Annotated in this window: 14 protein-coding genes; 5 read left to right on the plus strand and 9 right to left on the minus strand. The window is 70.9% G+C overall.

The window, feature by feature from the left end; genetic code table 11:
- The first annotated feature begins 22 nt into the window (after nucleotides 1–22).
- The 3 genes from OG900_19985 (at nucleotide 23) to pknB (ending at nucleotide 5,067) form a co-directional block, all read left to right on the plus strand.
- Complete coding sequence (locus OG900_19985) at nucleotides 23–1,405, plus strand: FtsW/RodA/SpoVE family cell cycle protein (GenBank protein WUH92164.1); 1,383 nt, start codon at nucleotides 23–25, stop codon at nucleotides 1,403–1,405.
- Nucleotides 1,402–2,862, plus strand: coding sequence for a penicillin-binding protein 2 (locus OG900_19990; GenBank protein WUH92165.1), 1,461 nt, complete (start codon nucleotides 1,402–1,404; stop codon nucleotides 2,860–2,862). Before OG900_19985 ends, OG900_19990 begins: the two co-directional genes overlap by 4 nt.
- A 222-nt stretch (nucleotides 2,863–3,084) precedes the next feature.
- Nucleotides 3,085–5,067 (plus strand): Stk1 family PASTA domain-containing Ser/Thr kinase, encoded by a 1,983-nt coding sequence (gene pknB, locus OG900_19995; protein WUH92166.1) that lies wholly within the window; start codon nucleotides 3,085–3,087, stop codon nucleotides 5,065–5,067.
- Between the two features lie 70 nt (nucleotides 5,068–5,137).
- Here pknB and OG900_20000 read toward each other — a convergent pair whose 3' ends face one another.
- The 5 genes from OG900_20000 to OG900_20020 form a co-directional block, all read right to left on the minus strand.
- A complete protein-coding gene (locus OG900_20000) occupies nucleotides 5,138–5,842 on the minus strand; it encodes a class E sortase (protein ID WUH92167.1) in 705 nt (234 codons plus the stop codon).
- A 71-nt stretch (nucleotides 5,843–5,913) separates the two neighbouring features.
- On the minus strand, nucleotides 5,914–7,164 hold the full coding sequence (locus OG900_20005; protein ID WUH92168.1) for a class E sortase: 1,251 nt from the start codon (nucleotides 7,162–7,164) through the stop codon (nucleotides 5,914–5,916).
- A complete protein-coding gene (locus OG900_20010; protein ID WUH92169.1) occupies nucleotides 7,161–7,799 on the minus strand; it encodes an aminodeoxychorismate/anthranilate synthase component II in 639 nt (212 codons plus the stop codon). The genes OG900_20005 and OG900_20010 overlap by 4 nt, the downstream gene beginning before the upstream one ends.
- Entirely contained in the window at nucleotides 7,796–7,972 is a 177-nt protein-coding gene (locus OG900_20015) for a hypothetical protein (GenBank protein WUH92170.1), read from the minus strand. Before OG900_20015 ends, OG900_20010 begins: the two co-directional genes overlap by 4 nt.
- Before the next feature lie 132 nt (nucleotides 7,973–8,104).
- Nucleotides 8,105–8,824 (minus strand): DUF881 domain-containing protein, encoded by a 720-nt coding sequence (locus OG900_20020; protein ID WUH95846.1) that lies wholly within the window; start codon nucleotides 8,822–8,824, stop codon nucleotides 8,105–8,107.
- 221 nt (nucleotides 8,825–9,045) lie between these two features.
- On the opposite strand from OG900_20020, the gene crgA reads away from it, so the two are divergent.
- Nucleotides 9,046–9,300 (plus strand): cell division protein CrgA, encoded by a 255-nt coding sequence (gene crgA, locus OG900_20025; GenBank protein WUH92171.1) that lies wholly within the window; start codon nucleotides 9,046–9,048, stop codon nucleotides 9,298–9,300.
- Between the two features lie 269 nt (nucleotides 9,301–9,569).
- On the opposite strand, the gene OG900_20030 is transcribed toward crgA, so the two are convergent.
- Together OG900_20030 and OG900_20035 are read right to left on the minus strand one after the other, a co-directional pair.
- Entirely contained in the window at nucleotides 9,570–10,424 is an 855-nt protein-coding gene (locus tag OG900_20030; GenBank protein ID WUH92172.1) for a rhomboid family intramembrane serine protease, read from the minus strand.
- A 91-nt stretch (nucleotides 10,425–10,515) separates the two neighbouring features.
- Nucleotides 10,516–11,046, minus strand: coding sequence for a peptidylprolyl isomerase (locus tag OG900_20035; protein WUH92173.1), 531 nt, complete (start codon nucleotides 11,044–11,046; stop codon nucleotides 10,516–10,518).
- Between the two features lie 215 nt (nucleotides 11,047–11,261).
- Here OG900_20035 and OG900_20040 point away from each other — a divergent pair, with 215 nt between their 5' ends.
- Complete coding sequence (locus OG900_20040) at nucleotides 11,262–12,041, plus strand: DUF5324 family protein (GenBank protein WUH92174.1); 780 nt, start codon at nucleotides 11,262–11,264, stop codon at nucleotides 12,039–12,041.
- Nucleotides 12,042–12,089: 48 nt separating this feature from the next.
- Here OG900_20040 and OG900_20045 read toward each other — a convergent pair whose 3' ends face one another.
- Nucleotides 12,090–13,676: an MFS transporter gene (locus OG900_20045; protein ID WUH92175.1), complete on the minus strand. Its 1,587-nt coding sequence runs from the start codon at nucleotides 13,674–13,676 to the stop codon at nucleotides 12,090–12,092.
- A 78-nt stretch (nucleotides 13,677–13,754) separates the two neighbouring features.
- A complete protein-coding gene (locus OG900_20050) occupies nucleotides 13,755–17,150 on the minus strand; it encodes a winged helix-turn-helix domain-containing protein (protein ID WUH92176.1) in 3,396 nt (1,131 codons plus the stop codon).
- Between the last annotated feature and the right edge of the window lie 7 nt (nucleotides 17,151–17,157).

The raw sequence follows: 17,157 nt of genomic DNA on the forward strand, positions 1-17,157 counted from the left end.
CACCAGGAGGGGTCGGCTCGAAATGAGCGCCAGCAACACCACCACCATCACGTCGATCGGCGCTCCCAACCGCCGCAACACCGAGCTCGCCCTGCTCGTCTTCGCCGTCGCCATCCCGGTCTTCGCCTATGCGAACGTCGGCCTGGCCAAGAACGGCTCGGTCCCGGCGGGCCTGCTCGGCTACGGCGTCGGCCTCGGTCTGCTGGCGACGGTGACCCACCTGCTGGTGCGCAAGTTCGCGCCGTACGCCGACCCGCTGATGCTGCCGATCGCCACCCTGCTCAACGGCCTCGGCCTGGTGCTGATCTGGCGGCTGGACCAGGAGCCGAGCCTGGGTGCCGCGATGGCGCCCAAGCAGCTGATGTGGTCGACCTTCGGCGTCGTGCTCTTCGTGCTGGTGCTGGTCTTCATCAAGGACCACCGCATCCTCCAGCGCTACACCTACATCTCGATGGTGCTGGCGCTGGTCCTGCTGGTGCTGCCGGTGTTCTTCCCGCCCGTCTACGGCGCGCGGATCTGGATCACCCTGCCCGGCATCGGCTCCCTCCAGCCGGGCGAGTTCGCGAAGATCATCATCACGGTCTTCTTCGCCGGCTACCTGATGGTCAAGCGGGACGCCCTGGCGCTCGCCAGCCGCCGGGTGATGGGCCTGTATCTGCCGCGCGGCCGCGACCTCGGGCCGATCCTGGTGATCTGGGCGGTCAGCCTGCTGATCCTGGTCTTCGAGACCGACCTGGGCACCTCGCTGCTCTTCTTCGGCCTGTTCGTGATCATGCTGTACGTGGCGACCGAGCGCACCAGCTGGATCGTCTTCGGCCTGCTGCTCAGCTCGGCCGGCGCGGTCGCGGTCGCGTCCTCGGAACCGCATGTGAAGACCCGTGTCCAGGACTGGCTGCACCCGCTCGCCCTGCAGAACGGCGCGGTGACCGAGACCGCGCAGGCGCGGTACGCCTTCGGCTCCGGCGGCCTGTTCGGCTCCGGGCTCGGGCAGGGCTACTCGCGGCTGATCCACGGCATCGCCCCCAAGAGCGACTACATCCTCGCCACCGTCGGCGAGGAGCTGGGCCTGGCCGGCCTGATGGCGGTGCTGCTGCTCTACGGGCTGCTGATCGAGCGCGGCATACGCACCGCGCTCGCGGCCCGCGACCCGTTCGGCAAGCTGCTGGCGATCGGCCTGTCCGGCGGTTTCGCGCTCCAGGTCTTCGTGGTCGCCGGCGGTGTGACCGGGCTCATCCCGCTGACCGGTATGACCATGCCCTTCATGGCCCAGGGCGGTTCCTCGGTGATCGCCAACTGGGCCCTGGTCGCGATCCTGCTCAGGATCAGCGACACCGCGCGGCGGCCGGCCCCGAGCCCCGCCCCCTCCCCCGACGCCGAAGCGACCCAGGTGGTGCGTAACCAGTGAACAAGCCGCTACGACGGGTCGCGGTCTTCTGCGGTCTTCTCGTCCTCGCCCTGCTGGTACGTGTCAACTACGTGCAGTTCGTGCAGGCCGACCAGCTCTCCAACGACCCGCACAACCGCCGGGTCGCCATCAACCAGTACGCCCAGCCGCGCGGCGACATCATCGTCGACGGCAAGGCCGTCACCGGCCACGCCGAGACCAACGGCAGCGATTTCAAGTACAAGCGCACCTACACCGACGGCCCGATGTGGGCGCCGGTGACCGGCCACGCCTCGCAGGTGTACGGCACCACCATGCTGGAGGGCGTCGAGGACGAGTTCCTCACCGGCGACGACGACCGGCTGTTCTTCAACCGCACCATCGACCTGCTGACCGGCAAGCAGCGGCAGGGCGGCAATGTGGTGACCACGCTGAACGCCAAGGCGCAGAAGGCCGCCTTCGACGGCCTGGGCAACAAGAAGGGCGCGGTCGTCGCGCTCGACCCGCGCACCGGCGCCATTCTCGCCATGGCGAGCACCCCGTCGTACGACCCCTCGGGCATCGCGGGCTACTCGACCACCGACGAGAAGAACTGGATCGCGCTCGACAAGAAGAACGATCCGAACGACCCGTCGCTGAACCGGGCGCTGCGCCAGACCTACCCGCCGGGATCGACGTTCAAGCTGGTCACGGCCGCGGCGGCGCTGGAGTCGGGGAAGGTCACCGACATCGACGGCAAGACGACGTCGCCCGACCCGTACACCCTGCCCGGCACCACGGTCCCGCTGAAGAACGAGGGCCACATCCAGTGCAAGGACACCAGCCTGCGCAATGCGCTGCGGCAGTCCTGCAACACCGTCTTCGGCAAGCTCGGCGCCGACATCGGCCTCCAGGGCATGGTCGACGAGGCCGAGAAGTTCGGCTTCAACGAGAAGCAGTTCGTCCCGGTCCGTGCAGACGCGAGCAACTTCGACACCAAGATGAGCCCCGACCAGGTCGCCCAATCCTCCATCGGCCAGTTCGACACCGCGGCGACCCCGCTGCAGATGGCCATGGTCGCCTCGGCGATCGCCAACAACGGCGTGCTGATGCAGCCCTACGAGGTCGAGAAGCTGGAGGCGCCCAACCTGAGCACCATCTCGCAGACCGACCCCAAGCCGATGAGCAAACCGCTGACGCCGGAGAACGCGCAGAAGCTCCAGTCGATGATGGAGACGGTCGTCACAGAGGGCACCGGCAAGAACGCGAAGATCCCCGGGGTCAGGGTCGGCGGCAAGACGGGTACCGCGCAGCACGGCATCAACAACGACAAGGCGCCCTACGCCTGGTTCGTCTCCTACGCCATGACCGACCAGGGCTCGCCGGTCGCGGTGGCCGTGGTCGTCGAGGACGGCTCGGCGAACCGCGACGACATCAGCGGCGGCGGTCTGGCGGCGCCGATCGCCAAGAGCGTGATGGAGGCGGTCCTCAACAAGTGACCGCCACAGGGTCGCGCGGTGAAGCCCCGACGAGACGAACGTCACGCGCGTCCCGACGCCCGTCCACATACCGGTCAGGTATCGGCGGACGGCCGGGGCACGGATGGGCCGGGAACGCCCGGTACCGTATCTCCGTGCAGGCGCAGGGGATGGGTTAACGGGATTCGGGTCGTGATTCGGGTCGTGAACGTCAAAATACGGGTTTGAGGAGAGGGCAAAGCTATGGAAGAGCCGCGTCGCCTCGGCGGCCGGTACGAGCTGGGCTCGGTGCTCGGTCGCGGTGGCATGGCCGAGGTGTACCTCGCGCACGACACCCGCCTCGGCCGTACCGTCGCTGTGAAGACGCTGCGGGTGGATCTTGCCCGCGATCCGTCCTTCCAAGCCCGCTTCCGCCGGGAGGCCCAGTCGGCCGCCTCGCTCAACCACCCCTCGATCGTCGCCGTCTACGACACCGGCGAGGACTACGTCGACGGCATCTCGATCCCGTACATCGTGATGGAGTACGTCGACGGCTCGACCCTTCGTGAGCTGCTGCACTCCGGGCGCAAGCTACTGCCCGAGCGGGCCATGGAGATGACCGTCGGCATCCTCCAGGCGCTGGAGTACAGCCACCGGGCGGGCATCGTCCACCGCGACATCAAGCCGGCCAACGTGATGCTGACCCGTACCGGCCAGGTCAAGGTCATGGACTTCGGCATCGCCCGCGCCATGGGCGACTCCGGCATGACCATGACGCAGACCGCGGCCGTCATCGGCACCGCGCAGTACCTGTCGCCCGAGCAGGCCAAGGGCGAGCAGGTCGACGCCCGGTCCGACCTGTACAGCACCGGCTGCCTGCTCTACGAGCTGCTGACCGTGCGGCCGCCCTTCGTCGGCGACTCGCCGGTCGCGGTGGCCTACCAGCACGTGCGCGAGGACCCGCAGCCGCCGTCGGTCTTCGACCCCGAGGTCACCCCGGCGATGGACGCGATCGTCCTCAAGGCGCTGACCAAGGACCCCGACTACCGCTACCAGTCGGCCGACGAGATGCGCGCCGACATCGAGGCGGCGCTCGACGGCCAGCCGGTCGCCGCGGCCGTCGCCATGGGCGCGGCCGGCTACGGCTACCCGCACGGCTACGGCGACAGCGCCGCCACCACCGCGCTGCCGCAGCAGGTCGACGCACACACCTCGATGCTGCCGCCGTCCCGCGACGACGACGGCGGCTACGGCTACGACGACCGCCCGGACCGCCGCAGGCAGAAGAAGGGCGGCAGCGCGTCCACCGTGCTGCTGGTCATCGCCGGTGTCCTGGTGCTGATCGGTGCGATCTTCCTGGGCAAGGCGATCTTCACCGGCCACGGCGCCGACACCGACGCCAAGGTGCCGAACTTCGTCGGCAAGACCTTCGACGACGCCTCGACGACGGCGAAGAACATCGACCTCACGCTGACCAAGGGCGCACCCGAATTCTGCCCGGGCGTGGACAAGGACCTGATCTGCAAGCAGAGCGTGCCCGCCGAGAGCGCGCTCCCCTCCGACAAGACGGTCAACGTCATCCTGTCGAAGGGCGAGGCGCCCATCCCGGTGCCCGACGTGAAGAACGACATCTTCGACGACGCGCAGACGCAGCTGATCAACGCCGGCTTCACCGTCAAGCGGGTGGACCAGGTCACCACGACCAAGGACGAGAACACCGTCCTGGGCCAGACCCCGGCGGCCGGCACCAAGCAGCCCAAGGGCACGCTGATCACCCTGAAGGTCGCGGTCCAGCCCGAGCAGCTCGACGTGCCCGACCTGAAGCGCTACCCCGAGCAGGGTGCGAAGGACCAGCTCAAGACGGCCGGCTTCACCAACGTCCACACGTCCAAGCAGTCCTCCGACGACCCGAACTTCCCGTCGGGCACCGTCATCAGCCAGACCCCGCCCGGGGGCAGCAAGGCCGCCAAGGACGACTCGATCAACCTGGTCATCTCCACCGGCCCCGACCAGACGACCCCGCCGCAGGGGCAGACGATGCCGAACGTGCAGTTCCACCGGCTCGGCGAGGTGCAGGACCAGCTCAACGGGATGAACCTGGGCCTGAGCATCGTCGTGGTCAACGGCGGTCCCGAGGACCGCAACGCCCTGGTCATCGGCAGCACCCCCGGCCAGGGGCAGCCGCTGGCCCCGAACCAGCAGATCCAGTTGCAGACCGCCAACGCGCCGGGCGGGAACGGCCGCTAGCCCGACCCGGGGGGCGGCCGGCAGCCCGGCCGCCCCGCCCGCCGACCCGCCGAGAACGCCGCCGCCCGGACTACCGCAGTTCGGGCGGCGGCGTTCGCTGCGGGTCGACCTTCTGGGTGCGGACCAGCTCGCCCCACACGATGTAGCGGTAGCGCGAGGTGTAGACCGGGGTGCAGGTCGTCAGGGTGATGTAGCGGCCCGGCTTGTTCTTGCCGGACTCCTTGGGGACCTGGTCGGTCACGGCGATGTTGAACTTCGAGGTCTGGTCGAGCACCTTGTAGACCTTGTAGACGTACCAGGTGTCCTTGGACTCGAAGACGATCGGGTCACCGGTGTGGATCTTGTTTATGTTGTGGAATTTCGCCCCGTGGCCGTCGCGGTGGGCGGCGAGGGTGAAATTCCCGACCGAGTCCCACGGCATGGCCGCGGGGGTGGGGTCGGTGTAGTAGCCGGCGACGCCCTCGTTGAGCACCTTGGTCGAGGTGCCCTTCTTGACCAGCACCTCGTAGTTCCTGCCCATCGCGGGGACGTGCAGGAAGCCGATGCCGTCCAGGGTGTCGAGGCCGCGCGCGGGCGCGCTCGGCGGTGTGCCCGCCCACTCCTGGCGCACCTTGTTGCTCGCCTTGGTCTCGTGCCGGTCGGCCAGCACGTTGGTCCACCACAGCGAGTAGACGACGAAGAGGGCCAGGACCAGCCCCGCGGTGATGAGCAGCTCACCTATGACGCTGATGACGGAGGCGGCCCTGCGCCGCCCGCTGGGCTTGCTGGTCGTCACGCTGTTCTGCTCTCCGTCCGGTGGCACGTCCGGCGGCACCAGTCGCGCCGCCGCGGGTAATGCGGGGTGCGTCAGCCGCCGACCAGCGCGTCCGGCTTGCCCTTGCTGCGCGGCCTCTCCTCGGCCAGCTTGCCCCATACGATCAGCCGGTTGGTGCTGGTGAATTCGGGGGTGCAGGTGGTGAGGGTGAGGTAGCGGCCGGGCGCGGTGAAGCCCGAGCCGACCGGGATCGGCTTGAGCACGCTGATGTTGGCCGGCGGGGTGGAGGCCAGCGAGCTGGTGATCACGTACGTGTAGTACTCGGTCGCCGTCTCGACCACCACCTTGTCGCCGGGCTCCAGGTGGTTGATGTAGCGGAAGGGCTCGCCGTGGGTGTTGCGGTGGGCGGCGACCGCGAAATTCCCGGACTTGTCCCAGGGCATCGCCGTGTTCAGGCTGCCGTCGTAGTGGCCGATCATGCCCTTGTCGAGCACGTCGTGCTTGGAGATGCCCTGCGCGATGGGCGCCTTGACGTCCAGCTTGGGGATGTACATGATCGCGAAGCCCTGGCCGGGCGAGAAGGTGCCGGGCACCCGGTTGGGGTCGGCGGAGGCGCTGTCCCACTGGTGCTGGAGGTTGTTGGCGGCGCCGTTGGCCTGCTGGTGGGCGCGTACGTTCGTCCACCACAGCTGGTAGGTGACGAACAGCAGCATCAGGACGCCGATGGTGATGAACAGCTCGCCGGCGATCCGGCTCGCGACGACCGCGGGGCTGTCCTTGGCGGCCCTGGCGGCCCGCCGGGCCTCCACCCGGCTCAGCGGCGCCGAGGCGGCCTCCTGGGCCGTCCCAGGGCCCTGCGTGGCGCCGCCCTGGCCGCGCCCGCCCGCCCGGTGGCCGCCGCTCTGCCGGGCAGCCTTGCGCCTGGCGGCCCGACCGCCGTCCGACGGCGCCGGCGGCGGCATAGGCGGGGGTGGCGGTGCGAGCAGCGGTACGTCCTCGGGCCCGCCGTCCTCCGCGGGAGCGGGCGGCTCCGCCACCACGGGGATACGCGCGGTCTGGTCCAGGGAGGCCGCCACGACGGGGGGCTCGGCCATGGCGGGCTCGTCGCGCTCAGGGGCGCCGAACCATGGGGAGGCCGCGGGCTCGGCGCGGACCGGCTCGTCATGGACCGGCTCGTCGCGGACCGGCTGCTCCGGATACTCCGGCTCCGGCACCACCGGGGGGCGGCCGGGCAGCGGGTCGTTCAGGGGGTCGTTCAGCTGCTCGACGACAGCTTTGAACTGTCCGGTGTCGTCGTACGACATCGGGCCGTCCGCGGGGCGCTCCGGGCGGAGCGTGGTCACGCCCCCGCCCGCCCGACGACCGGTGCGAGTCCGTGGGAGCGGCCCAAGGCGGCGCGGTCACCGCAGTCGGCGAGCCAGTTCGCCAGCATCTTGTGCCCCCATTCGGTGAGCACCGACTCGGGATGGAACTGCACGCCCTCGACAGCTGCCTCCCGGTGCCTGAGCCCCATGATGATGCCGTTCTCCGTCCACGCGGTGACCTGCAGTTCGTCCGGAAGGGTGCTGCCCTCCACCGCGAGCGAGTGGTACCGCGTGGCGGTGAAGGGTGTCGGCAGTCCGGCGAAGACGCCGACCCCTTCATGGGTCACCTGCGAGGTCTTGCCGTGCAGCAGCTCGGGTGCCCGGTCGACGACTCCGCCGTAGGCGACCGCGATGGACTGCACTCCCAGACAGACGCCGAAGACCGGCACCGCGGTTTCCGCGCAGTGCCGCACCATGTCGATGCACACCCCCGCGTCCTCGGGAGTGCCGGGTCCGGGGGAGAGCAGCACCCCGTCGAAGCCGTCCTGCGCGTGCGCGGGCCGCACCTCGTCGTTGCGCAGCACCTCGCACTCGGCACCGAGCTGGTAGAGGTACTGCACGAGGTTGAAGACGAAGCTGTCGTAGTTGTCGACCACGAGAATGCGTGCGCTCATCGGACGGCGGCCATCCCATTGTCGACAGTGACGTCATTGAACGGCAGCAGCGGCTCCGCCCACGGGAAGACGTACTGGAAGAGGACGTAGACGACGATCAGGGCCAGCACGAGGGAGATCAGCGCCCTCACCCATGCGTTGCCCGGCAGGTGCCGCCAGATCCAGCCGTACATTACGGTCCCTTCCTTCCGGCTTCCCGGAACAGACTAAGGGGAGATCGCAGGGAGTGGGTTGGTAGCCGGACAAAGCTTCGCCATGGCTTCACCTGGGCGTCCGTCAGGTCCCGGCCGCCGCCCGGCCGTCTCTCAGGGCCGGCTCACAGGCTGTGCGTACTGAAGGGCCGTCGAGCCGGTGTAACCGGGCAGCGCCGTCTTCTTCGCCGCGGTGACCTTCCAGCCCAGGCCGTAGGCGGCCACATATTGCAGGTAGTTCTGGATCGGCGGGCTGTCGTTCAGCGCCTTGCGCAGTTTCGCCTGGTCACCCACAGCGGTGATGCGGTAGGGCGGTGAGTAGACGCGGCCCTGGAGGATCAGGGTGTTGCCGACGCAGCGGACCGCGCTGGTGGAGATCAGCCGCTGGTCCATCACCTGGATTCCCTGGGCCCCGCCCTGCCACAGCGCGTTCACCACGGCCTGCAGGTCCTGCTGGTGGATGACCAGGTCGTTGGGCTGCGGGTCGGGGACGCCGGGGACCAGGGCGGTGGCATTCGGCGGGGCGTCGTTGAGCGTCACCTCGATCGAGGGACCGGTGAGCGGGTCGCTGCCCGCGGACCTGGCCAGCGCGTCGATCCTGGCCTGCTCGGCGGCGCTGAGGCCGCTGCCTTGCCGGGTCAGCCGGTCGACGTCGTCGCGGACGCCGGCGAGCTGGTTCTCCAGCCGGCCATTGCGGGTGTTCTTGGTGCGAATGGTGTCGGACAGCTTCGGCAGCGGGTCGTCACTGCGGATGTCCACGCCCTTGGCGGTGTCGAAACTCATCCAGAAGATCAGCCCGGCCAGCGCGAAGACTCCCGCACTGAGCACTCGCAGCGCTACCGTGCGGGAGACAGCACGGCGGGAGGGGGTGGGTGCGCTACCACCGGAATCCGTCGCCACCGTACGCTGTCTCCTTACAACCTGAGGAAGCACTACGCTAACGGACGCCCGGCGGCGGCAGAGCCCCTCGCCGGCAGCCGATTGCCACCCCATACCCGCCAGGACCGCCCCGCACATCCGCGCGGTTACGCAGCGCATCGACAGGAGACTCCCTCGTGCCGAAGTCACGGATCCGCAAGAAGGCCGACTTCACCCCGCCCCCCGCGAAGGCCGCCACCGCCATAAAGCTCGGCGGCCGCAACTGGGTGGCCCCGCTGATGCTGGCGTTCTTCATCGTCGGCCTCGCCTGGATCGTGCTGTTCTACGTCACCCAGGGCAGCCTGCCGGTGGACGCGTTCGGCAACTGGAACATCGTGGTGGGCTTCGGCTTCATCGCCGGCGGGTTCGTCGTCTCGACCCAGTGGAAGTAGTTGTCCACACGGTTATCCACAGTGGGGAAAAGGTCGGAAGATCTGTGGATAACCTCTACGAGGTTGACGCCGGTACGACCGGTGGCCAAGATCGACGGCCACCGGTCGTTTGCTGTCCGGACGCCGAACTGTACTGATCCTGCCGGGAATACCGGGACAAATCGGATGAACGACCGGCCGCACAGCCGGCCGTACCGGCTGTGCACAACTTGCACAGGCTTCCCTACCCGCTGTGGATAACGTGTGATCAACGCCAGCGGACACGGCCCTCAGGACGTGACCTGCACCACAGCGATCGCCGTCAGCACCATCGTCAGCACCAGCACGCCGGCCGCCGTTCCCCACTGCACGGCATTGCGCCGCTCCCGTGGCGCGTACGCCATCGCTATGGCCACCGCGGTGCCCGCCACCAGGCCGCCCAGGTGGGCCTGCCAGCTGACGTTCGGCCACGTGAAGCTGAAGATCACGTTGAGCACCAGCAGGATCAGGATCGGCCGCATGTCATAGCGCAGCCGCCGCACGAAGACCGCGGTCGCGCCGAACAGCCCGAAGATCGCGCCGGAGGCACCGAGCGTCAGCGTGTCCGGTGTGATCAGCAGCACGGCGGCGCTGCCGGCCAGCGCGGAGATCAGATAGATGGCGATGTAGCGGCTGCGGCCGAGCAGCCGCTCCAGCGGTGCGCCGATCCACCACAGCGACAGCATGTTGAAGCCGATGTGGGCGAAATTACTGCGGTCGTGCAGGAAGGCCGAGGTGATCACCCGGTACCACTCGCCGTCGGCGACCCCGATGCACTGCTGGGGCGTGAACTGCGGGGGGCTGCAGACCGCGTAGAGGCCCAGGTCGTTCACGATCCGGTTGCCGACCGCCAGCTCCAGGGCGAAGACCGCGACATTCAGCGCGATGAGGATCTTGGTGATCAGGAAGGGGTCGTGCGCCACCACCCCGCCGGCCACCGTCCGCTGCCGGGGCGTGTGGCCCGAGCTCTGCCGGACGCAGTCCGGGCACTGGAAGCCGACCGAGGCACTGACCATGCAGTCCGGGCAGATCGGCTTGTCGCACCGGGTGCAACGTATGCCGGTCTCCCGGTCCGGATGCCGGTAGCAGCAGACCGCCTGGTCCATCAACGTACTCCCCTGTTGCCGCGCCCTGACGCGCTGAACGCCCCGCCCACTTTGACGTGCGGGCGGGGCGCGGTGTTCCCGAAAGGCTACGTCAGCCGCGCTTCTCCACGACGACCGACTGGATGACGACGTCCTCCAGCGGGCGGTCGGTGCGCGGGTTGGCGGGGCTGTTGATGATCCCGTCCACCACCTTCTTGCTCGCCTCGTCCGCGACCTCGCCGAAGATGGTGTGCTTGCGGGTCAGCCAGGTGGTGGGGGCGACCGTGATGAAGAACTGCGAGCCGTTGGTGGCGGGGCCCGCGTTGGCCATCGCCAGCAGATAGGGCTTGTCGAAGGCCAGGTCGGGGTGGAATTCGTCGGCGAACTCGTAGCCGGGGCCGCCGGTACCGTTCCCCAGCGGGTCGCCGCCCTGGATCATGAAGCCGGAGATGACCCGGTGGAAGACCGTACCGTCGTACAGCTTGTCGTGAGACGCCTTGCCGGTCCGCGGGTCGGTCCACTCGCGGGTGCCCTCGGCGAGCCCGACGAAGTTGGCCACCGTCTTGGGGGCATGGTTCGGCAGCAGCCGGATCACGATGTCGCCGTGGGTGGTCTTCAGGGTGGCGTAGAGCTGCTCGGCCACGGTCTACCTTCCATAGTCTTCGCTGACAGGCACAAATCCTTGCACGGCCGGGCCCCCCGCGCGGGCTTCCCCCCTTCTCCGTCCGGCCGGACTCCGCAGCAACCGGGCCGACTGACCCGTATGCCCGTCCGCACATGCCGTACGACGCCCAGCCGGGCATGATTTCAAACCGGGTGGACAGGCGAGAACCGTACGCCACCGAGGAGGAGGTTCCTGTGACCCGCATCGACAGCGTGCGCAACGCGGCCGACATCACGAAGGACAGCGTGCGGCACGCGGCGGAGGTGGCTGCGCCGTACGCGAGCACCGCCAAGGACGAGGCAGCGCGATACGCACAACAGGCCGGTACGTACGCGCAGCAGGCCGGCGCGCTCGCCAGGCAGACCTACGACGCGAAGCTCGCCGCACAGGTGCGGCAGGCCCGTGAACAGGCATGGGCGGCAGTGCCGCCGAAGACCGCGGTCGCCGTGGAGACCGCCGCCCGGCGCACGAAGGAGACCGCCAAGACGGCGGCCGACTACACCGTGCCGAAGGTGGGCTCCGCGGTCGCGGCCACCCGGGCCGTCGCGGTGCCCGTGACCAACGAGGCGCTGGTGCGCGGCGCCGCCGCCCTGCACGCGCTGCGCGGGCAGGTGACCGCCACCGAGATCGACCGGCTGGTCCGTCGGCGGGTCCGCCGGGAGCGTGCCGGCCGGACCTTCCGCGGCCTCGTGCTGGCCGGTGTCGTCGGGGGCGCCGCCTTCGCGGCCTGGCGCTGGTGGAGCAAGCAGGCCAACCCGGACTGGCTGGTGGAGCCGACCGAGCCGACGGAGCCGGACGAGGCCACCGACCGGATCAGCGGCACCAGCACCCTGACCGTGGTCGAGCCGCTCGACGGCTCCCCCGCGTCGGTCAACGGCTCGGGCGCCCATGTCGACCGGGTCGACGGCTCGCTCGACCCCGAGGCCGAGCCCGCACCGTCCGACGACGACAACCCGCGCCGGGACGGCGCCTGACCCCCACGCCCCTGGAAGGGGCGCGGGGCCGTGCCCCGACTCCGTCCGTCAGCCCGCCACCGGCGCGGGCACCGGCTCGGGGTCGGGGTCGTTCAGCACCGCGGGCACATCCTTGAGGGAGATCAGCGCGGCCACCGCGCCGAGCAGCAGCAGGCTCCCGCCGATCAGGGTCGTGGTGTGCATGCTGTCGGTGAACGCCTGCCTGGCGGCCTCGACCACCTGCCGCCCGAGGGCGCCGGGCAGTTGCCGGCCGGTCTCGACGCCACTGGTGACCGACTCGTGCGCCGTGCCGCTCTGCCGCGCCGTCAGCCCGGCCGGCAGCTTGAGATCGCTGCGGTAGTAGGCGCTGAGCACCGAGCCCAGAACCGCGATGCCCAGCGCGCCGCCCAACTCCATCCCGGTCTCCGAGATCGCCGCGGCGGCGCCCGTCCTCGTGCTGGGCGCGCTCGCCAGGATCGTGTCGGCTGTCACGGCGAAGATGAGCATCAGCCCGGCGCCGTTGACGACCACCACCGGCAGCAGCTCCCAGTAGGCGGTGTGCGGGGTGGACAGGCCGAGCCCCGCGGTGGTGACGCCCATCAGGAACAGCCCGGCCGCGACCGTACGCGCCCGGCCGATCAGCGGGATGAGCGAGGCGGCGGCCGGCGCGGTGAAGGCGGCCGCCAGCGGCCCCGGCAGCACCGCGAGTCCCGCGGTCAGCGGCGACCAGCCGCGGATCACCTGGAAGTACAGCGAGAAGCCCAGCGACAGCACGGACGCGGCGAACATCGTCACGACGTTCGCGCCGATCGCGCCGGAGAAGGCGCGGTTGCGGAAGAGCCGCAGGTCGAGCAGCGGATGCGCCAGGGTGGTCTGGCGGTGCAGGAAGACGCCCAGCAGGACGGCGCCGAGTCCGGCGGTGATCCACACCGACGGCTCCGCGACCCCGTCGCGCGCCACCGTCTTGATCGCGTAGATCACCCCGAACAGCCCGACCACCGACAGCGGCACGCCGGCCCAGTCCAGCGGGCCCGGCTGCGGGTTGCGCGACTCGGGCAGGACGACCGCACCCGCCACCAGCAGGACCGCCATCACCGGCACGTTGACCAGGAAGACCGAGCCCCACCAGAAGTGGTCGAGCAGCAGCCCGCCGACCACCGGGCCGAGCGCGAAGCTGCCGGCCGCGACCCCGCCGCTGACACCGACGGCGGTGGTCCGCTCCTTGGGGTCGGTGAAGGAGGCCCGCACCAGGGAGAGCGTGGACGGCATGATGGTCGCGCCGGCCACGCCGAGCACCGCCCGTGCGGCGATCAGGGTGGCGGGGCTGTTCGCGTAGGCGCTGACCCCGGAGGCGACACCGAAGCAGGCCACGCCGATCAGCAGCAGCTTCTTGCGCCCGATCCGGTCCCCGAGATTCCCCGCCACGATCAGCAGGGCGCCGAGCGCGAAGCCGTAGACGTCCACGATCCACAGCAGTTGGGTGGCGGACGGGGCGAGCTGCGCGGACAGCGAGGGCACGGCGTAGTTCAGGACGCTGGCGTCGATGCCCAGCATCGCGGAGGCGACGCAGCAGAGGGCGAGTACGGTCCAGCGCCGCGCGCTCTGCGGGGCCGCCGCCCCGCCGGTCGTGTCGTGCTTGGTTGTCGTCGTCGTCATGTCAGGCAGAGTGCGCGGCACCGCTGACCACCCGCGCACCGCACGCTGACCGCCCGCGCACCGGCTGTCAGGTCAGGCTCAGGTGTCCTCGCTGATGTTCTGGGTGACGCCCCCGGTGTCGTCCTCGGTGACGTACGAGGTCAGGATGTCGAGGGCCGCGGGGCGGTCCAGGGCCGCGGTCACGGCGACGGCCGCCGCGTATGCGGTGTCGCCCAGCGCGACGCGGGCGGCGGCCGCGGTGGCGGCGGCGTCCGGGCCGGTCAGGGGGCTGCCCCGAAGCGCTTCCGCGACGCCGAGCAGCGCGGCTGCCCGCCGCGGGTCGCCGTCCAGGAGGGCGAGCGCGGCGGCCGCGCCGGCGATGTGGGCGGCGTTCATCAACAGCAGCACATCGGTGTCGAAGGTGGCGGCGGCCCGCAAGTGGCCGCGGGCCGCGGCGGCGTCGCCCGCAGCCACGGCGACCAGCCCCAGCGAGGTCAGCACCACGGACTGCGTGGTGTTGCTGGAGAACCAGCCGGTGGGGCATTCGGCGAGCGCCTGCTCGGCCAGCGCGCGGGCATGGGGGAGGTCGCCGCGCAGCCGGGCGGCGTCGGCGAGGCAGCGGTGCGCCATCGCCAGCGTCTCGGGCGCCCCGGCCCGCCGGGAGAGCGTCACCGCCCGCTCGCAGGAGGCGCCGGCGGCGTCGAGATCACCGGCCCGCAGGCTGAAGACCGCCCGGTTGGTGAGCAGCTCGGCCACGTCGAGCACCGAGTCCAGCTCCTCGGCGAGCACCAGCGCCTGGTCGATGAAGTCGAGCGCCTCCTGGAAGTCGCCGCGGTGGTCGGCGAGGTCGGCGAGCACGTTGAGGCAGGTGATCAGGCCCCAGCGGTCGCCCTGGTCGCGGAAGCCGGCCAGCGACCGCTCGCACTCGCGCTGCGCGACCTCGGTGTCGCCCCGCACCATCCAGGACTGGAAGCCGAAGCCGAGGTGCAGCAGGGCGTCGTACCAGGGGTCGCCCCGCCCGGCGAGCATGGCGTTGATGCCCTCCAGGGTGCCCATGGCGCCCTGTGGCACTCCGGCGAAGGGCGCCCACAGCAAAGTGAGCACCGGGAAGCGCCGGGCGATCCGGTCCATGCCCTCGACGATCTCGGTCGCCGCCGCCACATGCGCGGTGTAGCCGGCCGGGTCGGACAGCGCGCTGACCACCGCGAGCACGCACAGCGCGTACTCCTCCTCCAGCCCCTCCGGCGGTGTGGACCCGACCGCCGCGAGCACCTGCCGGGCGGGCCCGACGCCCTCGTAGCGCACTCCGCGCAGCAGCCAGTAGGAGGACAGCGCGGCGATCAGCCGCATGGCGCCGTGGATGTCGCCCGCGTCGAGCGAGCGGTGCAGGGCCGCCTGGAGGTTGTCCCGCTCGTCGGACAGCAACCGCAGCCAGTCCAGTTGCTCGGCCCTGCGCAGATGCGGGTCGGCGGTCAGCGCGAAGTCCAGGAAGTACGCGGCGTGCACGCCGTGGGTGCGCTCGGCCTCGCCCGCCTCGGCCAGCCGCTCGGCGCCGTAGGCCCGGATGGATTCGAGCATCCGGTAGCGGACCGGGCCGGTGCCCTCGGTGTGCTGGGCGACCACCAGGGACTTCTCGACCAGCGCGGCCATCAGGTCGAGGACGTCGTCCGCCTCGATGGTGTCGCCGTCCGCGCACACCGCCTCGGCGGCGGCCTGGGTCCAGCCGCCGGCGAAGACCGCCGCCCGGCGCAGCACCGCCCGTTCGTCGTCCGGCAGCAGGTCCCAGCTCCAGTCGACGACCCCGCGCAGCGTCCGCTGCCGCGGCTGGGCGGTCCTGCTGCCCCGGGACAGCAGCCGGAAGAGCGCGTCGGGGCGTACGCCGAGGCTGTACGAGAGGTCGTCGGCCGGCAGTGCGCCGAGCCGGGCGGCGATCTCGGTGACGGACAGCGAACGCAGCCGGGCGGCGGCCAGTTCGATGGCCAGCGGCAGCCCGTCGAGGACGGAGCACAGCCGCAGCACGGTGTCCGCGGTGGCGCTGTCGGCCGCCGGGTCGAAGCCGGGGCTGACGGCGGCGGCCCGGTCGGTGAACAGCCTCACGGCGGGGGAGGCGAGCACCTGGTCGGGGTCGGTGCCGGGCTGCGGCATGCCGAGGGTGGCCACCGGGCACAGCGCCTCACCGGTGATGCCGAGTGCCTCCCGGCTGGTGGCGAGGATCCGCAACTGCGGGCAGCCGACGAGCAGTCGCTCGGCGAAGACCGCGGCGTCGGCCACCACGTGCTCGCAGTTGTCCAGCACCAGCAGCAGCGGGCGCTCGATGAGCGCCGCGGTGATACGGGCCACCGGATCGGGCACCGCCGCAGTGGCGCCGGCCGAGCCGTGGCCGGCCGCGGGCAGCAGGCCGCCGCCGCGCAGGCCGAGCGCCCCGAGCACGGCCTGCGGGATCTCGGCGCCGCCGGTCACCCCGGCCAGTTCGACGAAGCAGGCGTCCTGCGGATGGTGCCGGGCGGCCTCCACCGCGAGCCGGGTCTTGCCCGCACCGCCCGGTCCGATCAGGGTCACCAGCCGCTGCCGCGCCAATCGGTCACTGATGAGGGCGAGTTCGTCCGCCCGACCGACGAAGCTGGTGAGCTGGGCGGGCAGTTCATGCCGCACGGAGGCTGGGGTCGTGTCCTCGGCCGGTGCGTCCGGCCCCCCACGTGACGATGTTTCACGTGGAACATCCCCGCCGGGTCCGGTTTCACGTGAAACATCCCGCGGTACCGCCGTCGGCTCACCCCGCAGTACGGCCAGGTGGACGGCGGCCAGTTCGGGGCCCGGGTCGGCGCCGAGCGAGTCGGCCAGTTCACGCCGGGCGTCCTCGTACGCCGCCAGGGCCTCGCTCTGCCGCCCGCTGCCGTACAGCGCCCGCATCAGCTGGCCGCGCAGACGCTCCCGCAGCGGGTGCGCCGCGACCAGCTCGCCGAGTTCGGCGACCAGGGAGCGGTGCCGGCCCAGGGCGAGTTCCGCCTCGATGCGGTCCTCGACGGCTCCGGTCCGCAGCTCCTCCAGCCGTACGACCTGGGCGGCGGCGAAGGGCGCGTCACCGACGTCGACCAGTGCGGGCCCGCGCCACAACGCGAGAGCCTCGCGCAACAGCCGTGCGGCGAGCGCCGGTTCACCGGAAGCCAGCGCCTCCCGGCCCTGGGCGCTGAGCCGTTGGAAGCGGTGGGCGTCGACCTCGTCGGGGTCGACGGCGAGGCGGTAGCCCGCGGGCAGCCCCTCGATCGGCACGGGCAGCACCTGGCGCAGCCGGGATATCTGCGACTGAACGGCATTGCCCACCCCGGCCGGCGGGTCCTCCCCGTACAGCCCGTCGACCAGTCGCTCACCGCTGACGGGCCAGCCGGCGTCCAGCAGCAGCAGTGCGAGCAGCGCACGCCGTCGCGGGCCGCCCAGCGCCACATCGGCGCCGTCCGTGCCCTGGGCCCGCGTCGCACCGAGGATGCCGAACTTCACGCCTCGA

It is taken from the genome of Streptomyces sp. NBC_00433, assembly GCA_036015235.1.
Taxonomy (GTDB): domain Bacteria; phylum Actinomycetota; class Actinomycetes; order Streptomycetales; family Streptomycetaceae; genus Actinacidiphila.